General features: G+C 62.5%; 20 protein-coding genes and 4 pseudogenes. 14 read left to right on the top strand and 10 right to left on the bottom strand.

The features are described from left to right. Positions 1 to 84: 84 nt before the first annotated feature. Positions 85 to 411 (bottom strand): thioredoxin, encoded by a 327-nt coding sequence (trxA, locus tag QZT63_RS09095; RefSeq protein WP_290650490.1) that lies wholly within the window; start codon positions 409 to 411, stop codon positions 85 to 87. 27 nt (positions 412 to 438) lie between these two features. Between trxA and QZT63_RS09100 the strand changes: the two are divergent. Next, a pseudogene (locus QZT63_RS09100) lies at positions 439 to 732 on the top strand (transposase); the annotation flags it as partial. A 458-nt stretch (positions 733 to 1,190) separates the two neighbouring features. Continuing rightward, the gene (locus tag QZT63_RS09105; protein ID WP_290650492.1) at positions 1,191 to 1,799 is read left to right on the top strand and encodes an SEC-C metal-binding domain-containing protein; all 609 of its coding nucleotides are present in this window, start codon (positions 1,191 to 1,193) and stop codon (positions 1,797 to 1,799) included. 463 nt (positions 1,800 to 2,262) lie between these two features. Here the strand turns inward: QZT63_RS09105 and QZT63_RS09110 are convergent. Then, positions 2,263 to 2,556: pseudogene (locus QZT63_RS09110) on the bottom strand (ISNCY family transposase); the annotation flags it as partial. Between the two features lie 258 nt (positions 2,557 to 2,814). Here QZT63_RS09110 and QZT63_RS09115 point away from each other — a divergent pair. From QZT63_RS09115 to QZT63_RS09125, 3 genes are all read left to right on the top strand, one after another. Continuing rightward, a complete protein-coding gene (locus QZT63_RS09115; protein WP_290650537.1) occupies positions 2,815 to 3,030 on the top strand; it encodes a type II toxin-antitoxin system HicB family antitoxin in 216 nt (71 codons plus the stop codon). A gap of 494 nt (positions 3,031 to 3,524) precedes the next feature. After that, complete coding sequence (locus QZT63_RS09120; protein ID WP_290650494.1) at positions 3,525 to 3,767, top strand: Arc family DNA-binding protein; 243 nt, start codon at positions 3,525 to 3,527, stop codon at positions 3,765 to 3,767. Beyond that, on the top strand, positions 3,764 to 4,168 hold the full coding sequence (locus QZT63_RS09125; protein ID WP_290650496.1) for a type II toxin-antitoxin system VapC family toxin: 405 nt from the start codon (positions 3,764 to 3,766) through the stop codon (positions 4,166 to 4,168). The genes QZT63_RS09120 and QZT63_RS09125 overlap by 4 nt, the downstream gene beginning before the upstream one ends. A 227-nt stretch (positions 4,169 to 4,395) precedes the next feature. On the opposite strand, the gene QZT63_RS09130 is transcribed toward QZT63_RS09125, so the two are convergent. The 5 genes from QZT63_RS09130 to QZT63_RS09150 form a co-directional block, all read right to left on the bottom strand. Further along, positions 4,396 to 6,354 (bottom strand): primary-amine oxidase, encoded by a 1,959-nt coding sequence (locus tag QZT63_RS09130; protein ID WP_290650510.1) that lies wholly within the window; start codon positions 6,352 to 6,354, stop codon positions 4,396 to 4,398. Between the two features lie 3 nt (positions 6,355 to 6,357). After that, a complete protein-coding gene (locus QZT63_RS09135) occupies positions 6,358 to 7,245 on the bottom strand; it encodes an FAD-binding protein (protein WP_290650539.1) in 888 nt (295 codons plus the stop codon). 206 nt (positions 7,246 to 7,451) lie between these two features. Further along, complete coding sequence (locus QZT63_RS09140; protein WP_366636535.1) at positions 7,452 to 8,150, bottom strand: alpha/beta hydrolase; 699 nt, start codon at positions 8,148 to 8,150, stop codon at positions 7,452 to 7,454. A 3-nt stretch (positions 8,151 to 8,153) separates the two neighbouring features. After that, positions 8,154 to 8,345 (bottom strand): hypothetical protein, encoded by a 192-nt coding sequence (locus QZT63_RS09145; protein ID WP_290650512.1) that lies wholly within the window; start codon positions 8,343 to 8,345, stop codon positions 8,154 to 8,156. 11 nt (positions 8,346 to 8,356) lie between these two features. Next, positions 8,357 to 8,737 carry a hypothetical protein gene (locus QZT63_RS09150; RefSeq protein ID WP_290650514.1) on the bottom strand — a complete coding sequence of 127 codons (381 nt, stop codon included), beginning with the start codon at positions 8,735 to 8,737 and terminating at the stop codon, positions 8,357 to 8,359. Between QZT63_RS09150 and QZT63_RS09155 the strand changes: the two genes are divergently transcribed. The 5 genes and pseudogenes from QZT63_RS09155 to QZT63_RS09175 all read left to right on the top strand — a co-directional run bounded on the left by QZT63_RS09155 (position 8,730) and on the right by QZT63_RS09175 (position 12,103). Further along, entirely contained in the window at positions 8,730 to 9,356 is a 627-nt protein-coding gene (locus tag QZT63_RS09155) for a DJ-1/PfpI family protein (protein ID WP_290650516.1), read from the top strand. The two genes, QZT63_RS09150 and QZT63_RS09155, sit on opposite strands and share 8 nt — an antisense overlap. A gap of 69 nt (positions 9,357 to 9,425) precedes the next feature. Beyond that, a pseudogene (locus QZT63_RS09160) lies at positions 9,426 to 9,728 on the top strand (helix-turn-helix domain-containing protein); the annotation flags it as partial. Positions 9,729 to 9,900: 172 nt separating this feature from the next. Then, positions 9,901 to 10,347, top strand: a complete 447-nt coding sequence (locus QZT63_RS09165) for a hypothetical protein (RefSeq protein ID WP_290650518.1) — start codon at positions 9,901 to 9,903, stop codon at positions 10,345 to 10,347. A gap of 78 nt (positions 10,348 to 10,425) precedes the next feature. Beyond that, a pseudogene (locus QZT63_RS09170) lies at positions 10,426 to 10,641 on the top strand (energy-dependent translational throttle protein EttA); the annotation flags it as partial. Positions 10,642 to 10,690: 49 nt separating this feature from the next. Then, positions 10,691 to 12,103, top strand: coding sequence for a DUF2254 domain-containing protein (locus QZT63_RS09175; protein ID WP_290650520.1), 1,413 nt, complete (start codon positions 10,691 to 10,693; stop codon positions 12,101 to 12,103). Positions 12,104 to 12,116: 13 nt separating this feature from the next. Here the strand turns inward: QZT63_RS09175 and QZT63_RS09180 are convergent, their stop codons facing one another. Together QZT63_RS09180 and QZT63_RS09185 are read right to left on the bottom strand one after the other, a co-directional pair. Further along, on the bottom strand, positions 12,117 to 12,266 hold the full coding sequence (locus QZT63_RS09180; RefSeq protein ID WP_290650542.1) for a DUF1328 family protein: 150 nt from the start codon (positions 12,264 to 12,266) through the stop codon (positions 12,117 to 12,119). A gap of 581 nt (positions 12,267 to 12,847) precedes the next feature. Beyond that, positions 12,848 to 13,798, bottom strand: coding sequence for a calcium/sodium antiporter (locus QZT63_RS09185; protein WP_290650522.1), 951 nt, complete (start codon positions 13,796 to 13,798; stop codon positions 12,848 to 12,850). Between the two features lie 260 nt (positions 13,799 to 14,058). On the opposite strand from QZT63_RS09185, the gene QZT63_RS09190 reads away from it, so the two are divergent. From QZT63_RS09190 to QZT63_RS09200, 3 genes are all read left to right on the top strand, one after another. Next, complete coding sequence (locus QZT63_RS09190) at positions 14,059 to 14,838, top strand: alpha/beta fold hydrolase (RefSeq protein ID WP_290650524.1); 780 nt, start codon at positions 14,059 to 14,061, stop codon at positions 14,836 to 14,838. A 58-nt stretch (positions 14,839 to 14,896) separates the two neighbouring features. Next, entirely contained in the window at positions 14,897 to 16,225 is a 1,329-nt protein-coding gene (locus QZT63_RS09195; protein ID WP_290650525.1) for a hypothetical protein, read from the top strand. A gap of 1,350 nt (positions 16,226 to 17,575) precedes the next feature. Next, the gene (locus QZT63_RS09200) at positions 17,576 to 17,800 is read left to right on the top strand and encodes a hypothetical protein (RefSeq protein ID WP_290650527.1); all 225 of its coding nucleotides are present in this window, start codon (positions 17,576 to 17,578) and stop codon (positions 17,798 to 17,800) included. 11 nt (positions 17,801 to 17,811) lie between these two features. Here QZT63_RS09200 and QZT63_RS09205 read toward each other — a convergent pair whose 3' ends face one another. Next, entirely contained in the window at positions 17,812 to 18,501 is a 690-nt protein-coding gene (locus QZT63_RS09205; RefSeq protein WP_290650529.1) for a restriction endonuclease, read from the bottom strand. A 709-nt stretch (positions 18,502 to 19,210) separates the two neighbouring features. Here QZT63_RS09205 and QZT63_RS09210 point away from each other — a divergent pair. After that, the gene (locus QZT63_RS09210; protein WP_290650531.1) at positions 19,211 to 19,783 is read left to right on the top strand and encodes a Fic family protein; all 573 of its coding nucleotides are present in this window, start codon (positions 19,211 to 19,213) and stop codon (positions 19,781 to 19,783) included. Positions 19,784 to 21,089 lie beyond the last annotated feature (1,306 nt).

A 21,089-nucleotide genomic window follows, 5' to 3' on the forward strand; every position in this document is an offset into this window, starting at 1 on the left:
CAGGGTGCCACCTCACCGCCGTCCGACAGTAGTAGGATTTCTACGGAATTCAGCCATATGCTGGTGGCGTTTCGCGGTCGAACCTCACGAGGTCGCCAGGGTCTCATTGATCCAAGAGGTGATCGTGGATCGATCCGCCGCTCCGGTCCGTTGGGACACGGGCTGCCCGTCGCGAAACAGCATGATTGTGGGTATGCTGCGAATTCCGTACTCACGCGCCACGTGTATGTTCTCGTCAACATTGATCTTCACGACGCGGAGTTCCCCGACCATCTCCCTTTCGATCGCCTCAATTACCGGTGAAACCACCTTGCAGGGGCCGCACCAGGGCGCCCAGAAATCGACCAGAACCGGCTCATCACTCTCCAGAACGTCCTGGCGTAGGGTCTGCCCGTCGACTTCGTTTACCATGACAACCTCGCGTTGCACAGCAGCGCTGCCTTCTTCGTCATCCGGCCCAGATCGAATACCCGGCTGCGCCGGCTCGACTGCGCAGAGGTGGACAAGAGCACCGGCCTGCGCTGCGATCAGACCGTGGTGCTTACCGGCGTGCATACGCCGGATTACTATCCGGAGAAACTTCGGCGCATCAAGTTCCTCGACTCCGAGACCGGAAAGGTCTTGGTGTTTTTGACCAACAACTTCACGCTGCCGGCGCTGACGGTCGCCGAGCTGTACCGCAACCGATGGCAAGTGGAGCTGTTCTTCAAGTGGATCACCGAGCACAAGCGGCATAGACCGAAAATTGCCGCCTATCTCCGGCGTGTCAGTGGCATGCGGGAGATTGCGGGGGGCAGGGAAGGGTGGCAACATGCCGGCAAATGGGTCTTTTCGACTCCATCGGAGTCCGACCTGTTCCGGCCGGAATTTAGGTGCTGGAGATAGGCGGCAACCATCCGCGTTTAAACACGGCGAATGCCCGTCTAGTAACTGTTATGCATTTCAAGGTTTCTGAGAAAGGAGCATAGATGCCAGATCTTAAAGTTGACGAGAACTTAGTCGAGTGGGACGAACTATCCGAGCTTGAGTGGAAAAATATACTCCTTCTTCAGTAAACTTGAATGTTCGAGATTACGATGGAGATGCATAACAATCGCCAGCACAGGGACAAAGTGTACGCTGCGCTTCAACTTTGCCCGTGTGGCGGGCGTTATGCGCCAAAATATATCAGAAGGTAGTCACAACGACATATGAAAGTACAACGAAACGATAAGTGTCCCTGCGGTAGTGAAAAAAAATACAAGAAATGCTGTTATCTTGATCCAGCTAAGAATGCAGAAATAACCAGAGCAGCATCTATGTCAGCGACTTGGGCTGAATTGGTTGAACTACTATCAAAACCAATGGAAGTATATAGAGTAAAGGTGATCTTGATTCGAATGGGGTTACGTGGGATGTCGGAAGAAATCTCAAGAACATTTGAAATAGAAGGTAACCATACATTATTTAATCTTCATATGGATATTCAATATGCATTTGATTGGGACAATGATCATCTGTTCTCATTCTATTTTGGAGGGAAATTATTTGACACAGAGAATGAGTATTCATGTAGTCCAGTAGGCGACCACTTCGTATCAGACATGGGGGCGCCATCCAAGTCGGCAGAAAAAACTCAAATTAGAGATTTAGGCCTCGCGGCGGGTTCAACATTTTTGTATCTTTTCGATTACGGAGATGAGTTGGTTCACGAAGTTGTAGTTGAAAAAATACGCGATAGAGATGATGGAGATAAAAAACTTCCGACAGTAGTAAGCGAAATAGGCACACCTCCACCACAATATGGAGAGATTGAATGATCGTTGATTCTGAAAACACGGCAGCAAAAGTGTGGCATGACAAGCCGAATGCCCTCGAACTCCAAAGAGCGCAACTCCTTCGCCGCTCTGTTTTTTGTCAGCGGTGATGTGCAGCGTTATCGCGCCGAGCAAAGCTCGGCGTATCTTGCGGGGTGAAAGGGCCCACCAGGAAAGGGCTGCCACCCACCCGTATCGAGTTTAGGACCTGTGGCGGAGTGGAGGATCACGGACAAAGCAGAAAGCAGGTTGAGCGTAGACAGAGAATTCTCTAGGCCGCAGGGGTGGTCGCGCACCCTGAGAAGCTGGTACAGCTTCGACAAGCTCAGTCCTATGCCTGCTTCTGCGAGCGCTGAGAGGGGCATCCGCGTGGTGTTCTCGCGCGCGGCGCCGATTCTCGGCGCGGTGGCGCAAGGGCAAGTCTAGGCCGTGAGGCCGTTATGGTTTGTCGCGGGCCTGCAGAGCATCAGTTGATTGCGAGCGCTGCACCCATTCGGGCGAACAGCGCGAGGTTGTGCGCCGCTACCACACTCGACCATACGTAGGCTTTGAAGTGGTCGATGCCCTTCCAGGTGCAGCGGGCAAGCGCAAAGCAACGCTTGAGCCAGGAGATGCCCGCGTCGACCCCGGCGCGGAAGTTGCGCAGCTTGCGGTACACCCAGGTGCTCTTGAGAATCTGTTCAATGTCCAGGCCGCGCTTCTTGTGAAAAGCGACATCCTTTACGCCACGCTCCTTTACTTTAAGCACGTTGTCTTTGCTGTTAAGGCAAACGTTATGTGGCATGAATCAGAGCGCCAACGGACCTGGATGAATGAAGGTCAAGGCACTGATCAAGCGGATCGAGGCGGATGGCTGGACCCAAACCCCAAACGAGGCAACGTGGAAGCCACCGGCAGTTCAGACATACAACCAAGGCCGGGAACCGTCACGATCTCGGGAAAGCCCAGCATTGATGTGCCGCCCGGCACCCTGAATAATGTGCTCAAGCAGGCTGGCCTCAAGAAGTGGGTGATTCTTATGCGCTATACGGTCGTTGTAGAGGAAGGTTCTACGAGCTGGGGAGCTTATGTCCCTGATCTGCCGGGGTGTGTTGCCGCAGCCGAAACCCGGGAAGAGGCGCTGCGGCTGATCCAGGAGGCAATCGAATTCCATTTGCAGGAGCTCAAGGAACAAGGAGAGCCAATCCCCGAGCCTCATTCTTACGGAGAAGTAGTCGAGGTCCATGCCGCATAACCCCATGAAGTGCCGCCGCTCGACACTATCGTGCGCATGCTCGCCGGCTTCCTCAACCGCAAGCACGATGGCCCGCCCGGCAATGAGAGTATCTGTATCGGCCTCCAACGCACACGCGACTTCGTCCTCGCACTTGTCGCCTATGAGGCCTCCGGGCCGTGAGTCGTGTGTAACGATATGCCATAGGCTCCAAGGCGGCATTCGTGCCTCACGCGCCTGAGCCTGGCCGTTAGGGAACCGCTGAACAATTCCGCGCTGGGCAGGGAAAGCGCCATATGGCCGGCTCATCGTCTCAGCGGTCGTTATCTGATCCACCTGACGTGGTCAGCAGTCGGCTACCGAGGCAGTGAATGGGCCACAGACGGCACTCACAGCACGCCGGCCGAATTGGTCAGCGCTTCCTTAGGTCGTCACGTAGCCGAGCTGCTTGACTTCTGTCGGTTTCGAGTGCAGCTTCCACATTGGATCCATTTTGGATCTGCGGAGGTTGTGTCATGGCGACTATGACGCTGAAGAATGTTCCTGACGAGCTGTACGAGCGGCTAAAGGAAGCTGCCTCTCGCCATCGGCGCAGCTTGAACAACGAGGCGATCGTCTGCCTTGAGCAGGCGCTGGAGAGCGGCCCGGTTGACCCGAAGCGTCTGCTAGCGCAGGTTAGAAAGGTCCGGGCGCGTGGGGCCAACGTGTACGTCACGGACGACGATCTTCGTGCCGCGCGGGATGAAGGGCGGCCGTGATCGCCGCCGATACCAACTTGCTGGTGTATCTCCTACTCACCGGTGAGCACACCGCTGCCGCCGAACGGGTCTTGGAGCAAGATGCTGAATGGGCGGTTCCGCTGCTTTGGCGGAGCGAGCTCCGCAACGTGCTGGCGCTTTACCTGCGGCGTGGGCTGCTCGCCTATGAGGCCGCACTAGAAGTCTTTCAGCAGGCCGAGCTGCTTGTGCAGGGGCGCGAGTACGAGGTGGATACGGCTCAGGTCATGGCATGCGTCAGCGAGTCCAGCTGCTCGGCGTACGACTGTGAGTTCGTCAGCCTCGCTCATGAGCTGAAGGTCCCGCTGGTCACATCGGATCGAAAGGTCATTGCAACGTTTCCGAGTTTGGCTGTTTCGCCAGAGGATTTCGGACGCAAATAGCCCGAACCACGCGCACCAACCGACCGCTGAAAGCGGCGGCTGAGCTTCGCGTGTGTGGCGGGTATCAGCGGCATGCGTGTCAATGCGCTGGCCGGTTACGTGCGTAAGCACTGGCCGGAGATCCGGCAGCCCGATCCTCTCACGGGGGCCTGACCGTGCACCCCGGGGGAGTCTGCCTCCCCGCTCAGCGTCTAGCAGGCTGCTGAATTCGGAATTTTTGCAGCCTGCTAGACGCAGCAACTGGCTTCGTTCTTCCCCGCCGGCAGGTTGATGGCCGGATTACGGTCGAAGAAGCCGGAGGGCATCAGTTTGAAACCGCAGCTGACACAAGGCTGCACGGGGTAGTCCTCCGGGCGCACCGGGTGGTGCAGGCCGAACACGTGCCATAGCACCACGTCGGTGTCCTCGACGGTGCGGTCGGCGGCGGTCCAGGCGGGCAGGCCTTGGCCCGGCGGCGAGTGATTGACGAACTCTCCCACCGGGTAGCGCTCGTCCTTGTGGAAGGGCGTGACCCACAGGTGATTCTGGATGAAGCCCCCGCGCTGTCCGGAGGGCGAATCCGGGTAGGTGAAGGGAGTGACCGTGTCGGTTGGCTGCAGCTTGAATGCAGTGGGCTGACCCACGGCGTTGCGCCGTTTGCGATTGACCACTTTCCAGTAGCGCATGGTCTCGGCGTTGGCGCGCCGCTGTGCCCGCTGCTCCGAAACCAGGGGCGTCGCCTCCTCGTAGAAGGCGTTGCCACAGGGGTTGTCGGGGCCGGGGGGCACGGCGCTGGTGTTGTACTCCACCACCGTGTTCTCCGGCCCGTCCACCTCTGTGTCCAGCCGCGCGCAAAACAGGTGCTGGTGGATCTGGCCGGCGACCCCCGGAGCCACCTCGTTCGAGTACTTCGAGGGCTTGCCTGGCTCGCAGGCCACGGTGTTGATGATGCCCGTGGCCTTTATTTCGAACTCCACCATGCCGGTCTGGTAGAGGTACCAGTAGGAGGCGTACTCGTAGTTGCCCACGGTGGAGATTGATGAGATCACCAGCCGGCGCAGGCGGCGCACCTCGGTGTGGTCGGTGCGGAAGTCCCAGTGTTTCCAGGCGATGCCGCTGTCCTCCTCGTGGATGCAGATGGCGTTTTCGATCTGCATGGGCTCGCCGTCGATGCCGTTGACGTAGGCGTCCAGGTAGCGGATCGCGCCCAGGCAGTCGCAGCCGAGAGTCAGGGAGTTGGCCAGCTTGCCCAGGCCGTACTCGCCGATGTCGAAGACGTTCTTGCGCCGGTGGCCCGGTTCCGGGGTGCCGTAGGGCACCACCATTTCCGCCAGGGAGGCGCGGTAGAGCACCGCGCGGCGCTCGCCACCGTCCTCGGTGTAGCCCAGGGTATGCAGGGTGAGGCCCTCACGGGCGTTGAAGCCGATGCGCACGTCCCAGCCCTGCCAGCGCAGCAGGTTGCCCTCGAGGGTGAAGCTGGGGCCGTCGCTTTGCACCACGTCCAGGGGCTTGATGCCCGTGCGGGCGGGGCCTACCAGGTCCGCCTCGTAGTTGGACTCGCCCCGAGGCACTGGCACGGGGTCACGCTCTGCGTAGTGATCGTCCACGCGGATCACCTCCATGGTGTCGATGTCCACCACGGCGTTCACGCCCTCGATGGGGTGGGCGTAAAAGTTGTCCCGGGGGTGGTTGCGCACCCAGGCGAAGGTGTGGGAAAGCCGGCGTCCCTCCTCGCCGGGGACGCCGAAATTGCCCGCCGACCAGGGATCCACGCACACCAGCGACATGTCCTCAATGCCGCGGCGTCGGCAGGCCTCCACGAACGCGGGATCGGCCTTGACCGTATCCTCCACGTTCATAAACTCCTCCAGCATGATCATGGGGCGCGCCTCGGGGAGGTGCTCCTGCGACAGGATGCGATGCTCGGTCAGGGAGAGAATCCCCAGGGTGACACCGATGCTCCCGGGACGGGACACCACGAACCGCACTTGGCGATCCACCGCCTGCCCCCGTTGCCAGCCGTGCACCGTTGCCTTGTCCGGCTCCTCCAGGACCAGGCGCTCGAACCGTAGCTCCTCGGGCCCGAACGTCTCGCGCAGCAGCGCCGCGGCGGCGCGCATTTCTTCCGGGCCCAACGGGTCCAGTGGGTGAAAGGTGTTGGCGCCCGTGGCTTCGGTGGTGGTCGTGGGGTCGTTCGCAATCGCCATGGTTCACTTCTCCGGCATGCGGCTCCAGGCCGCGTGGTTCGCGTTGGTTCTGCGGGTACCTTGGGTCCGGCGCTGAACTGAACTGACCCGGCCGGTCGTCCCCGTCACCGGTAGATCGTCCACCGGGCCTTTCTGCAAGTATCGTCGAAAATTGACACCTTTCAGCCCGCCATCGCGGATCGTCCGCGCTGATCCGCTTGCTTCGGGCAATGTTTCAGCCGCGTCATGGACCGCCGCGAGCAGCTCTCGGGCCTCCTGTTCCGGCCCGTTGTGGCACCAGACCACCCCGCACATCATTCGGTTGTGCAGGTGCTCGGGAAACGGCGACCCCGGCGGCACGCTGAGGGAGGCGAAGAAGCCGTTCAGCGACTCAGGCGCGGCGGTAAGGAAATCGCGGTACCAGCGCAGCACGGCCGCCGAGTGCTCCAGCTCCCACAGCGTCGGGCCGGCGTTGACCAGGCGCACCGGATGCAGCTGGAACAGAAACGAGGTCGCCACGCCGAAATTGCCGCCGCCGCCGCGGATCGCCCAGAACAGGTCCGGGTACTGGGGGTCGCTGACGGTGACGAAGCGCCCGTCGGCTAGCACCAGATCGGCTTCCAGCAGATTGTCGATGTTCAGCCCGCACTGGCGGGTCAGATGGCCGTGGCCGCCACCGGTGGTGAGCCCGCCCACCCCGGTGGTGGAAATGATGCCGCTGACTGTAGCTAGGCCGAAAGCATGGCTGGCGTGATCCACATCGCCCCAGGTGCAGCCGCCTTCGACCCGCGCGGTGCGCATCGTCGGATCGACCCGGACGCCGTGCATCGCCGACAGATCGATCACCAGGCCGTCGTCGCAGCCACCCAGCCCGGCGCCGCTGTAGGCGCCGCCGCGCACCGCCACGGTCAGGCCCTGATCGCGTAGTTCACCGCGCCGATCACGTCAGCGGCATTGGCACAGCGGACGATCAAGCGCGGCCGCTTGGCTGTCATGCCGTTGTAGAGCCGGCGGGCCTGATCATAGTCGGGGTCGCCGGCCCCGGATCAGGCTGCCGCGCAAGGCGGCTCGGAAGGTGTCCAGCGTGGTGGCGGTGCTCATTGTGGTACTCGTTCGGTTCAATGCTCGGCCAGGAAATCGAGAATGGCTGCTGTGAAGGCCTCGACGGCGTTGAACGTCCCGTCATGGTTGACCCCGGGCAGCACCTGCACCTCGGTCTGCGGCTGGCATTGCGCCATGGTGTCGACGACCGACTCGAAGAAGAGGTCGGCGTGCTCACCCTTGAGGATCAGGGTGGGCTGCTCGATGGTCGCAAGATCATCGCAGGTAATGGGAGGTCGCGACATGTTCATCCAGGGTGGCAGCGTGCGGGCGTTGTCCAGCCAGATGGTGCGCATGTGTTTGGGTTCCTGTTCGAAACCGCCCGGTGGACGAATCAATACAGCCTCGACGAACAGCCTGGTGGCCTGTACCGCATCACCGGCCTCCAGCGCCTCGATGCCCGGGGCGTACTTCTCGCGCTCCTCCGCGATGGCGGCCTGGAGTTCCTCTGGCATCCCGGCGACCAGCGAGGGGACATGCGGTCCGTTGTGCACCATGCCGAGCACCAGTTCCGGGCGCTCCAGCGCCACCATAGAGGCCAGCTCGCCGCTGTACGACCAGGTGACCAGATAGACCGGGCCGACATCCAGTGCCCGGATGAAAGTGGCCAGATCGGCGGCATGGGTTTCGCTGGAGAACTGCTCGCCGTCATCCGGCCAGGGATAGGTGCCGAAATAGCGTTTGGTATAGGTGATGAATCGGTGCTCGCGGGCGATGGCTTAGCGGTAGGGTTCCCACACCCGGTGGTCGACGAGGGCTGCGGGGGCGAACACAACGGGCTTGCCCTGCCCTTCGTCGACATAATGCAACGTGACGCCATTGACCTCGACCGTGCGGGTCTCCTGTGCCATCACCTGACTGGTCAGAGCGGCGATGGCGAGAATCGCCAGAATCTTGATTAATGTACGCATGCCTTTTCTCCTCAATCCAACCGCTCACTGATTCCTGCGGTCATCGTCAGGGTTGACGTAGGTGCGGCCCCAAGGGGCCGGTTCCATTGAGCTGCGTATCGCTCGGCGGTCCCCGCTCGTGGCTGGCCGTTTTCATCCCAGTAATCCCAGAGGACCAGGTTCATGAGTGATTCCGCGAACAGGGTTGCGGCGTCAAGGTCGTCGGGATAGGCGTCCGCCAGTTCGCGCATGGCGTCGGCGTGCGCCTGGTCGAGTTCCGAGCGGTCGGTTCGGGGCTCCTTTGTGTAGCGTGCGCTGAGGGCCTCGATGTGCCCTTGCTCACGCTCGGTCGCTATCGTCGGGGTCGCGGAGGCGCTGCACTCCTCGGTTGCCGGTGTTGCGGACGTGATCAACAGCGCTTCGCGTCCGGGCTGGGTTGGCGACACGCCGGGAGTCCCGTCATTCGACGTACGGATCCTTACGGACCTGAGTCAGCCTGCCGGTGACAGCCTGCCCTTCCGGGTGGACGGGACCATCACCGCGGTGGACCGCGTCAGTATCGTGATTTTGCCGTCTCTGGCGGTGAGTCCGGTTGACTGGCGACCCGGCGGGCACCCGCAGCTGCTGGCCTGGGTGCGTCGGATGAACGGCCTCGGGGCGATGTTGTGCGCTATCGGCTCGGGGGTATTACTCCTTGCGGAAACCGGGCTCCTCGACGGACACGAGGCGACCACGCACTGGGCGTACGCGGATCTCTTCCATCGCCGCTTTCCGGGGGTTCGGTTGCGGCCGGACCACTTGCTGCTTCTGTACGGCGGTACAGGCACGATCATCATGACCGGTGCCTATGGTTCCTGGAATGACCTGGCACTGTATCTGGTTGTTCGGCATGCGGGTTACGCCGCGGCGGAACGGGTTGCGCGTTTTCTGCTACTGAGAGTGGCCGGTAGACGGGCTGGCGCCGTTCGTGCTCTTCACCCCGCCCCGGCATCACCGGGATGCGGTGATCCATGTCGCCCAGGACTGGCTTGACCGGCATTTTGACGCGGTCTCGCCGGTGGAGACCGCGAGCCTGCGGTCCGGCTTTTTTCGCAGAGCACGTTCAAGCGCCGCTTTGTAAACGCGACCGGCTACACACCGATTCACGACGTGCAGGAACTGCGAGTGGACGCCGCGCGCACCCTGCTAACGTGCAGTCGCCTGTCCGTGGATGAAATCGCCTGGAAGGTCGGGTATGTCGAGCCGGCGTTCTTCCGCCGGCTCTTCAAGCGCATGACCGGGGTCAGTCCCAGCGCGTACCGTCGGCAGTCGCAACGGTTGTCAGGGGCCCTGCCGGGCCCCGAGTCAGATTGGGCGGCGTTTCCCGGTGTGAATCCACCCGCGCCGCTCCATAGCGATCCCTGAATTACGGCGGGGCAGATAACCTGCTCCCACGGCCTGTAACCCCCGGAAAAGGGGAGTCGGACCATTGTATCCAAAGGCGGGTGAATGCCGTCACCGTGATACCCGCGGACGACGGGCCTGCGGGTGTAAGAGCGCGCGTGCGCTACCCTCGGTGCCTATAGGATGTCGGCCTATGTTCAACTTCGAGCGCGGTGAGCCCAAAGGTGAATCACCCGTGGAGGGGCTCAGCCCCGGCACCTTTCGTGCCGAGTTCACCGGGACGGTCACGACCGTCCTCGAAGGCGTGGCCTCATTCTCCTCGTCAGAGGACGAGGGTGGATTCGTCCTGTCCCTGGCCGCGCTCGGCCCCGACGGTATCAATCTCCACCGCCACGGGGCAGGACGGCCATCTCCCGGAAGCCATCCCGTCATGGACTTCCAGGCTGCAATGTTTGGGTCCGACGGGTTCTGGTGCAGTGTGTTTCTCACTGATGGGGCGGATTGTTTTTCAGCGAGAGCGGCACGCTCACGGTTACCGGCTCCTCAGAGAAGGAACTCTCGGGGGCGGTGGCTTTCTCGGCAGCGGGAGGCCAAGCAAGAGGCCTCACGGCAGAAGGTGATCAAGCATGAGCTGCAGTGAGTGCGCTCGAAGGACCGCCCGGCCAAGAGCAAGGCGGGCGAGGTGGTGATCGGCGCCACCGTCGACATCGCCGACGTGCTGGAGGAGGCCTCGCTGACCGTCCCCGGCTGCGCCATGATCATCTCCCACGACCGCTGATTCTTGGACCGCGTCGCCACGCATATCCGGGCCTTCGAGGGCGACTCCCACGTGGAGTTCTTCGAGAGCAACGACGCCGAGCATGAGGCCGACCACAAGAAGCGCGGGGGCGACGACACCCCACACCGCATGAAGTACAAGCACATCGACGCCTGATGCGGCGTCTCGTGCCGCTGCAGAAAAGGCCCAACCGAGGTGGGGCCTTTTGCTTGCCAGCCGGCGGATCCTGCCTCACTGTGCAAACAAGCTCTTCACCAAAAGCGTATCCGACATCATGAATATCGGCCTGCTTCGTTACCCCTTGCAGGTGACCAAGGCTTTCCGCCAGAGCATCGCCTACCTTCCCAGCATGCTGGCGCTGGGGTATTTCCTGCTCGGGCTGCTGGCTGTGCTGCCTTGGGCGCAGATGTTCTCACTACCGGCTTCCCTTGATTTTCTGGGATTCGACGACAGCGATACACCGCGAATCCTGCTCTCGACTCTGATCGCCGGGATGATATCGCTGGTGGTATTCAGTTTCTCGATGGTCATGTCCGTTCTTTCCCAGGCCGGCGGCAACTTCTCACACAAGCTGGTCTTCGGACTCGTAACCGAACGCCATCACCAGTGGGTGCTAGGCAACTATCTCGGCACCATTCTGTATATCCTGATGCTGCTGGTGGTGCCGATAGGCGACGAGCCGAGCCTGGGTCGTTCCCTGTGGACCTACCTGGGAGCGGGGATGGTCATCCATTGTCTGGGACTTTTCGTCTACTTCATTCACAAGGCGTCTCAGACCGTGCAGATCAACTCGGTAGTCACGGGACTTCACCAGGCCACGAACGCCTCCCTGTTGCACCTGGAGGAACAACAAGAGAGCGAGCGCTATCGCCTGCTGGACAGGCCACCGACCATTTCTGACAAGGCCTTCGTGGTTCGCTCACAAAGGACCGGCTTTATCCAGCATGCCGATCTCGACAACCTTGCGGAACTGGCTGAACAGCTGGACGGGAGCATCCATCTCAACTTTTCACCGGGCGACTTCACGCTCTCAAACTTCCCATTGTTCTACGTCGAGAGCATGCACGCTCCAGGCGATGAATGGCAGGAATCACTGCGCGCGCAGCTTGTCTACGGCGACGGAGAATCGGTAGAGGACATTCATCTACACGGCATGACACAACTCATGGAAGTGGCCGTCAAGGCGCTCTCTCCCGGCGTCAACGATCCCGGCACCGCACGACTTTGTATCAATCAATTGACCGACCTGCTGAGGCAGAGGCTCGATTGCCACCCAGGCAATGCCTGGGTGGATATCCGGGACACCCTTCGGGTAACCTGGCCCGTCGAAGGCTTCGACAGCCTGCTTTACAGGGTTTTCTCCCCCATACTGCACTACGGCCGCGACGATATCTCCATAGGCCTTAGCCTGCTCAAGGCACTGAAGTCACTATCGCTTTACGCAGAAGGTAGAGACCTTGTCCTGTTGCAGGCCCATGCCAACCGCGTGATTACCGTACTGACCAACGCCGCCAGGCACGACCTGGATCGTGAGTTCGTGACCCAGAGGCTGGTCAGTGGCGAGCATCGACTCACCCTGCCCGAAGCCCTTCCTGGCCGCACCCGGCCTTATCGTTGAGTCGCTGTCCGAGCTATCGTCGAGCGAAGATCAGCGACACCACGAACAGGATCAGGAACAGCACCAAGAGGATGTGGGCGATCGAGGTACCCACCCCGGCGATGCCGGTGAAGCCGAGCCCCCCGGCGATGGTCGCACTGATCAGCAACAGCCGGGCGTTGATGCCTACCGCATTGCCGTCGGGCGGCAGCAGGGTCGCAAGGAAGAATGGCCCCGGAGCCGCTGGCCCTGTCGCCCGCAGCGCGGGCACCGCCTGGTCTGTTCGGCTGACGTTCCCCGCGTTCAACCCGGGATGCTGGCAACCGGAGGGCACGGCAGGCCCTCAGCTGACCTGACGGCTGAAACTGATCGCAAAAAGGGCAGTGGCGGGGGAGAGTTCTTGGGGTTTCGGGCTGGCGGCGACGGACATTGGCTCCTCAGACGCTTACCATGGATGAAGAACAGGATGCCGCGCGCGCTGCAGTAGCGCCCGAGACGGGGGCAGTCCATGCGATAGCCGGTGCCGTACTACACGGTGCTCCCCGTGAAGAGGCGGGTGCGCTCGTCGCACGCCGCCTCGAGCGCGTCTCCGGGCGACTGGCCGGGCCTCGGTTTCCATCCAGTCCGGGAACGCGCCGCCATGGCTGCGCGTGCACATCTGCTCGGCGAACCGCTGCACCGCATCCGCGCAGCGGCGTGGCCACGGGCCGACACCCGCATGGTTCAGGTGGATAATGCCGTCGTAGGGGAACTCGCGGGCGAGGTTCACGCGTTCGCCACCAGCCAGCCGAGGTAGACCGCGTAGCCTGTGAGGAGCAACGCGCCTTCGATGCGTGAGATGACGAAACCGCTGCGCAGCACCGGCAACGCGACCAGCGCGAAACCGACCATTACGCCGAGGTCGACCCACGAGACGTCGCCGACTGCGAGCGGCACGACGAACGCGGCTAATCCGAGCACGCAAAGTATGTTGAACAGGTTGGAGCCGAGCACGTTGCCGACGGCGATGTCGCCTTCGCCGCGTCTGGACGCGACCGCGGACGTTGCGAGCTCGGGGAGGCTCGTGCCGACCGCGATGATCGTGAGGCCGATCAGTGCCTCCCGCAGTCCGAAATGACGCGCGATCTCCACCGAGGCGTCAACCAGAAGGTTCGCGCCTGTGACCAGCAGCGCGAGGCCGACGACCGCGAGCAGCGCGTAATGCCACAGCGGCCGGACCGCCGCCGGTACCAGGTCCGCGTATTCGGCGGTGACGATCGCGTTGGTCTCCGCGCGGGCCGCGCGCACGCTGTACACGACGTACGTGACCAGCGCGAGGACCAGGCCCGCCCCCTCAACGCGGCCGAGTACGCCGTTCCACAGCAGCGCACACAACAGCAGCGAAGCGCCGATCATCAACGGCACTTCGATACGGATGACCTGCGCTTGGACCGACAACGGTCGCACGAGCGCCGCGATGCCGAGGATGAGCGCGATGTTGGCGATGTTCGAGCCGATCACGTTGCCGAGCGCAATCGCGCCACGCCCGGCGAGACCCGCTTCGAGGCTGACCGCGAGTTCCGGCGCGCTGGTGCCGAACGCCACGACCGTGAGGCCTATGACGAGCGGCGTGAGGCCGAGCCGCAGGCCGAGTGCGGACGCGCCGCGCACCAGCCATTCCGCCCCGAAATATAGGAGCGTCAGGCCTGCAACGAGTTGTAGTCCTGTCACGATCATGACTGGAGTCACCCCGCGCACGGTGCCATGGTCCGTCGCATTACGCTGCTGGTGGTGGTTGGGCTCAGCAATTAAATTTTGGCGCTGAAGCCAGGCTCTCTCGGGCGTCGGCGCGCAGTGGATAGAGGAAGATACGCTATGATCCGTAACGCCTCGAGCTTGCTGGAAGCGCGACGGCACACGGGCAGCGAGCCGGAACGGTAGGCGGGGCTGCAACCCGTGAGCATGTTCAGGCACATCGATGGTTTCCGGTGCCGCTGATGACCGACGGAGGGTGGCTCGAGATGACCCGACGGCTGACGCTCCCTGACGGCCGCTCCACTGCGATTTTGTTCCTGCACGGCTATCTCGGGGTGTTTCCGCGATGGCTGTACTGGCGGCATTGCCGGGCGCTGTTCGCGGAATTGCAGGCGGCGGGCTTTCGGATCGTGGTACCGAGCGTGTCTGTAACCGGCAGCGTTGCGCGTCGTGCCGGCAAGGCTGCGAAGGTCATGGCCGGCCTGCCCGAGGAGCAGATCGTGCTGGTCGGGCACAGCATGGGCGGACTCGATGCCCGCGACATCGCCAGGCACCGCGATCCTGGCCGGCGCGTGATCGCGGTGCTCACGCTCGGCACGCCGCATCGCGGCTCCTCGCTGGCACACTGGGCGATACATACGCCCCGAGGCCTCGCCCGCCTCGCGCGCATGTTCGATCGCGGGGCGCTGTTCGACCTGACCCCGGAGGCGGCGGCGGCGTTCAATCAACGGGTGCCCGATCGGGATGACGTGCACTACACCGCGGTGGTGGCGCAGCGCCCGGAGGTGGAACTGGCGCGCACCCTGGTCCCCTATGGCCGCATGCTAACGGCCGAGGAAGGCCCCAATGACGGTATGGTCTGCGTCGCCTCAGCTTCCTGGGGCACGCGGCCGATCACCGTGCGCGCCGATCATCTCGAGCTGGCCGGCTGGAGCCTGCCGCCCCAGGTCGAGGAGCTGGGCCGCCCCTTCGATCACCTGAACGGCCTGCGTCAGGCGCTGGCGCAGGCTATGGGCGTATAATAGCGACCTTCTCGCATGACCGGTGTGCCTGATGTGCGTCGCGGCCGGGAGGATGCTCATGGCGCGTAGACGTTCCGAAACCGAGGACGGCGTCCTTCGGCCCGCCCGACCGGCCTCCGAATACGGCTGGCTGTTGTTGCTGACCCTGCCGCCGGTGGTGGTGGCACTCGCACTGGTGGTGGCGAGCGAGCCGCTGGCGCTGACCCGCGTCATAGAATGGCACGATCCGGTCTTCTTCCAGTACAATCTCCTCTTGCTGACGACGGCGGTGCTGTTTGTCCCGGTGATCGTGTGGCGGTATGTCGCCGTCATGGCAGCGGAGAAAGAGCAGCGCCTCGCGCGCGAGATTCCGGCGCGCGACTGGCCGGAAGTAGAGCTGACGGTGCATCGCAGGGTGCAGGAGAACTTCCGTTTCCGGCGCTATCTCGGCAGCGTCGCGGCGCTAATGCTGGTGGTGCTGCTCGGCGCCTCGGCGATCCTTCTGCTCAAGCCCAGCATGGACGGCGAGGTCGCCGGCGTCAGCTACGATACCGGCGCCAATCTGCTGCTGCTCGGGCCGTTCATCCTGGAGCCGCCTGACTCAGCGACTTACCAGAATCGCCTCGTGGTTAGTCTGACCGCGTTCCAGTTCGGTTTTCTCGGCGCCTATGTCTATTTCCTCACCCACTTGATGCGCAGTTATTTCACCGTTGACCTGAGCCCGAGTACGTTCGTTGAGGGGAGTGTGCGCATGGTAACCGCCAGCTTGTTGGCAGTCGTGCTCGGCTTCCTCCTTCCGGCGATCCTCCGCGCCGATCCCGCCGGCGACCCGGCGGCCTACCGCCAATCCGTGCATGCCTTGCCGGTGATCGCGTTCTTCCTCGGCTATTTCCCGAGTCGGGCGTTGTTGCTGCTTGAGAAGACTGCAAGCTCCCTGCTCGCCATGACGACTCGGAGCTACCGCGCCACCTCGCTTGGCGAGCTGAACGGCATGAGCTACGCGCACGAAATGCGCCTGGTGCGCGAGGGCTACGACAATATGGAGAACCTCGCACGCGCCGACGCGCTGGATCTCGCCGTGCGCACCGGGCTCGGCTACGGCCAGCTCCATGCCTGGATCGGTCAAGCCTGGCTGCGCGAGCGCCTCGGCGGCGAGGGCTACGAGGCTTTTCGCGCCGCCACCGGCTTGCTTGGTCGCGGCGACATCGAGCGCTATCTCGCCGTGCGCGAGGATTCCAAGACCGCAGTCGACGAGATCGTCCACCACCTCGCCGATCCGGGCGCCGCTGAACGCCTGCGTATCCTCTGCCGCCTCCTCGCCTCGTCCGAGGCGCAGTCACCGTCCCGCGGCCAGCCGCTGCCAGACACGAAGCCACCTTCGACTCTGTCGGCCTCGAAGCTCACATAGACCGCATCGGCGGCATCTCGCCAAGTCGATCGTGGTGATCGCCGTGTAGGTTCATGAACCCAAGGGCTTTGGCCGTGTGCGTCTCGCCCGGGTCGAGAAGAAAGATCGCGAACACATTATGCCGTTCATTGTCGATGCAATCAGCCACACGAATATGGCTACGAACGCGGGGCCACCGTTCTTTTCGGGGCCCGGGAGCCCGCGCATCTTGCCATGCCCGGTGTGCATCGGATCTCCGCGCTGCTTAAGCGATGGCTGCTGAGCACCCACCAAGGCTCAGTGCACCCCGCCCAATTGGACCACTATCTCGATGAGTTCGCTTTGCGCTTCAACCGCCGCTCAGCACGATCGCGGGGGTTGTTGTTCTGCCGGCTCCTGGAGCAGGCCGTGATCAATCCGCCCGCCACCTACGAAACCATCAAAGCGAAGCATCAACCCAATATATAGTGGGTGGTGGAGCTAGCAAGATAGTCTGACCACCTGGCCGGGCAGGGCCGGCCGTTACCGCATTACCTGCAGCAGGAGTTCGAAGACTATCTCAAGTGCGGGCGGCTCGAGCATGGCTTCCTTCGGGTGCGCTGCGATATCGGCATCCACATCGACAAATCGGCAGGAGTGCCGATTTGCACAACCGCGGGCTGCCGCGAGGCGGTCGGGTACAGGGATGTTGTTGTACCCGATGAAACCTGCCCGGGGTGTGGCGGGGCAGTGCGGGTCATCGCCTGCATCGAGTCTCCCGAGGTGATCGAGAAGATTCTCACACACCTGGACGCGAACGCGGCTGAGCGCGAAGCATTGCGGCGAGCGCCTCGCCGGCCGCCGCCCTAGCGGGGCTGTTCGACGAGAGGGGATGACCCAACGATGACCCTCCTTGGGGCAGCGACGCTGGCGGTGCGGCAATGGCCTCGCCTGTCCAAAAGACCGGCGGGAGGCGGAGCCGTACCCCGCAAGTGCGTCAACGGGATGGATTCGGGCGCCGGGACGCTACCCTGCGGCGATTGTCGAGTCGGTGTGACCGCCGGCCGCGGCTGCCCGCATGGGTCAGGCGAGACTGTCGGCCGCCAAAAAGGTGGTTTATGCCGCCTATACGCCCTTGGCCCGTAACTTGCCGCGCTAGTCCCGCGGCTGTGCCCGAGTGCAGCTGAGGCGGCTGAGGTCGTTTGACATAGGCGATGAAGCAACAAGCGCATCACAAAGCAGCTCAGCGCACAGCTCCTGATCGAGGAATCCGTTCTGCGCTGGGTAGAGACGGTCGATCTTGGCTTACGTGGTAGCCGAATCACTCAGGCACCGGCGCAGGCACGACGCGGCCTTCCCTGCCTGCTCGTGCTGTTGGTGGCCTCCGAGCCAGTGAAGGCGATCACCGCGAGTGGCAACATCACCCACGTTGCCCATTGGGCAAGCGGTATTTGCCTCCGCAGGCTGGATGCGCGTGATTTCGACACCCTCCACACGATCGTACTGGAGGCCCTGCACCCGGGCACGGACATCACCCCGGAGATACTTGCAGGCCACGTTCCCGATTTGATGGATTGGAGCCTTGGTATCGGCGAGCTCGAAGACGGAAGCCGCTGAGCCAAAGTCTCTCATGCCGCTCCTACCTGCATGGTATAGCGACATCCGGGGTAGTTTTTGCACCCCCAGAACTGGCTGCCGACGCGCTTGCCGCGACGGGCCGTCCGCAGGATGAGCTTGGTTCCACAGCGCGGACTGGAGGGAGTCCAGTGGTCGCCGGCGGTCGCGCGTGCGAGCAGTTCGCCCTGCTCATCCGCTGGCAACGACTGGATAAGGCTCAAAAACCGGTTGCCGACCAGCAACTGGATATGCTTGCCGACGGCGAATTGCTCAGCCTCCGCGGTATACGTAGTGGTTGTGATGAATATGCCCAGCGGGCAGCCTACATCAGTCATAATACCCAGCAACTCTCGCACAGGCCTTACGCCGATGCGGCTTGACCTCCGAGCTTTGCATTGAACTGCGCCAAGCGGTTTGGACACTCCGCCGCCTCGACCGTAGAGGTAGCAGTCCACACCCCCGTCCGCTCCGAGGCCAGTCATTTGCACGGCATGACCTTTCATCTCGAAATAGGCAGCACCCAGCTCTTCAAAGCGTTTCCACTCAAGCGCTTGCAAAAGTTGTAGCGACCACTCGCCGGGCAATTCAACGCCTGAAATTCCGGCATCCCCTCCCTCGCTTAAACAAGGCAGACGTATTCCACGGATTGGCGACAATCCAGAGCGCACCAAGTCCGAGAACCGGCATCGCCAGGTCACCATATTTCCTTCTCTTACGCCGACCCAAAATGGTCCCATCCGCCTTGTTATGAATAGCGATCTTCTACCGTATTCGGCGTTCAAACGGCACTTCGAGCGGCACCAGGGAACAGGCCCGCAACCGCTGGCCACACGAGGGACCTGGGCCGCAGCAGCAGCCACGGCTTGGCGGTGACGACTAAGCCACGTGCATTTGCGCAGAAGCGTATCCACTCCTCTACTCATTGCTCGATTCGCGCACTGTGTTATTCGCTCAAACTGGGGCGACAACAACGCCAACACCAAGATCTATAGACAGTTATCCTATGGCTGCATACTCGACGGCGGCTGCAGCACATTAGCGCCGGGGCAGCGAGCGGGGGATCCAGCGGCGTGGTCTATCTCAAGCGCACGGGGACGTGCCCACAGTACCGGTACTGGTACTGGCATCCAGAGGAGGGCTGCCTGGTTACGAGCCGTGGTCAGGACAGGCCGCAGAGGCGTGAAATCGCGAACCGGCCAACCTTATGCTATGCACGCTCTGGATCCGTCGCGCTCCCAGTATCAAGTCGGTGACGTGGTATGGCATGAACCATCAGCACGATTGTGCGACATCACTTGGCTCCTCGACCGTGCCACCGCTGAAGTCCACATCCGCTTGGGCGGCTATGACACAGAATTCCCGCGTAGGGAGCTTGCGTTCGTCTCCGCAAACGTAGCCGGTGGCCCCGGGATGCAGCCTGCTCACCCGAACATCGCCGGCGCCATCTGGACGGTCGAGCAAGCTCACCTGGAGTCGGTAGGGCAGATTTGGCTCGATGAGTACATCGAGGAGCACTACCCAACCCTGCGCATCAGCATACACACCATGCAGGACTTCCACGCACGGCTACTGGTCCATGTCTTCCCCTGGGCAGGAGAACTCAGGAGGGAGGATGTCTGGGTAGGACGCAGGGATTTCCCGACTCCGCCCCACGAGGCAGTCCCTCATCAAGTGGAAAGGTTCTTTCGGGGTTTCGCCAACCCGCTTCTTCGCAGGGCCCGGGAAGAACGGCGCTCCCTGCTCGCGGCCCTGAGTGAGCTACACTGCGAGCTGGCACGCATCCATCCCTTTCCGGACGGTAACGGCCGGATCATTCGGAAGCTGTGTGAGGTGATCGCCTTACAGCGTGGGTACGGGCTGAATTGGCACCTGCAACGCTCCGGCGCGCGGAAGCGGTATCACTACGCGGTTCGCAAGGCCGTCCACGATGAGCGCCGTTATTTCCTCGACCGCTTGCTTGAGCGAGCGCTGACGCGGCGGTAAGCCTGGGTAAGGGATTGGGAGACCGCCTTGCGATCCGTCATTGCCGTGTCTGCCTTATTGGCCGAGCGCGGTGGCTGCCCCTTGCGTGCAGCCGAGACCACCCGTTTCCATTGCCGATCGCTGTACACAATGCCTTCGGCCGCCAACGACTCCCGGGACGCCTGCGTCAAGTAACGACGCACGGCGGCCTTGTGCGCACTCGAGCGCACTTTCACCTTCTTCCGCGTTGATGTCGTTGGCACGCCCATGGCTGTTACTCGGTTGGTGCTCGATCTGATGCCTACAGTCTCGCATACCCGCGGACCCGCGTCAGCGCCATCGGCGGCTATCACCACCTGGGTAGAGACGGCCGCGCTGGACGCGCGGGAGGTGCCACCACCCACGACGGGGGAGGTCACAATCCGGGAGAATTTCCGACCGGAAGGTCCCCGAGGGGCGTGCCGGTCGGGATGCAGGCCAGAGCCTCAAGGAGGATGAGGCCTGTGCTGCGCATGGTCGCAGCGTGTGATGACGATCAGGACTCGCCGCGTGGAGGGTCGTGGGCTCCACGGACGGGATCCTCGCGCCAATGCCTTGCACCCCAGATAGCGCCTGTCGCCGAGTAATTCCAACTCGGGCACAGCGCATGCGCGCTCCCCCGTGCTGCCTCGGCCAGGGCAACGCAGACAGGGGGTGATTTGGCTTCACGTCATCGTCGCTATCGCTTTCTACCCCTCTCCTGCAGTGTGCCTCGCAACACTTGGCTCGGTGCAATGAGGCAGATCAACGCCATCTTCCCTCGGCGGCAACGCGGGTACACGCACACCGGGGCAGGGCCTTCCTCCACACAGGGGCGGTGTGGCCGGCGGCCGTGGCCTGTGTCTCTCTGGCAGCCAGTGCGACTCGAACTGCTCCAGGCAGTTCCGCCGGCAGCGATTGGCGAGATCGCCGCAGTGGCGCACGCGCATCAACGCGGATGAGCATGGGCAGCAGAACACGCCGCAAGAACTCCCCACCCGCCAGGGGTATGCGGAGGTGTCGACTATAGGTGTGGTAGTCGGTGTTGCGCGGGGTGAATTGCCTCCTCGCCGATGGACAAGGTGCGGGCATCGGTGATGGCGATGGTCGGGGGTAGCGGGCGAGGTACGCAATGACGGAATATACCCATTCGTCATAGATCATCTTGCGCGTCATGCCACCGTCGATCACGAAATTCTGCCCCGTGAACTGCGCGGCGGACAACGGCCGATACCGCATACCCGCATCGCCCCGTCCTGGCCACGGTGGCGCAACACATGGCTGACCGACTGCCGGCGGAGACCGTCAC

This window comes from Aquisalimonas sp. (genome assembly GCF_007120195.1).
Lineage (GTDB): Bacteria > Pseudomonadota > Gammaproteobacteria > Nitrococcales > Aquisalimonadaceae > Aquisalimonas.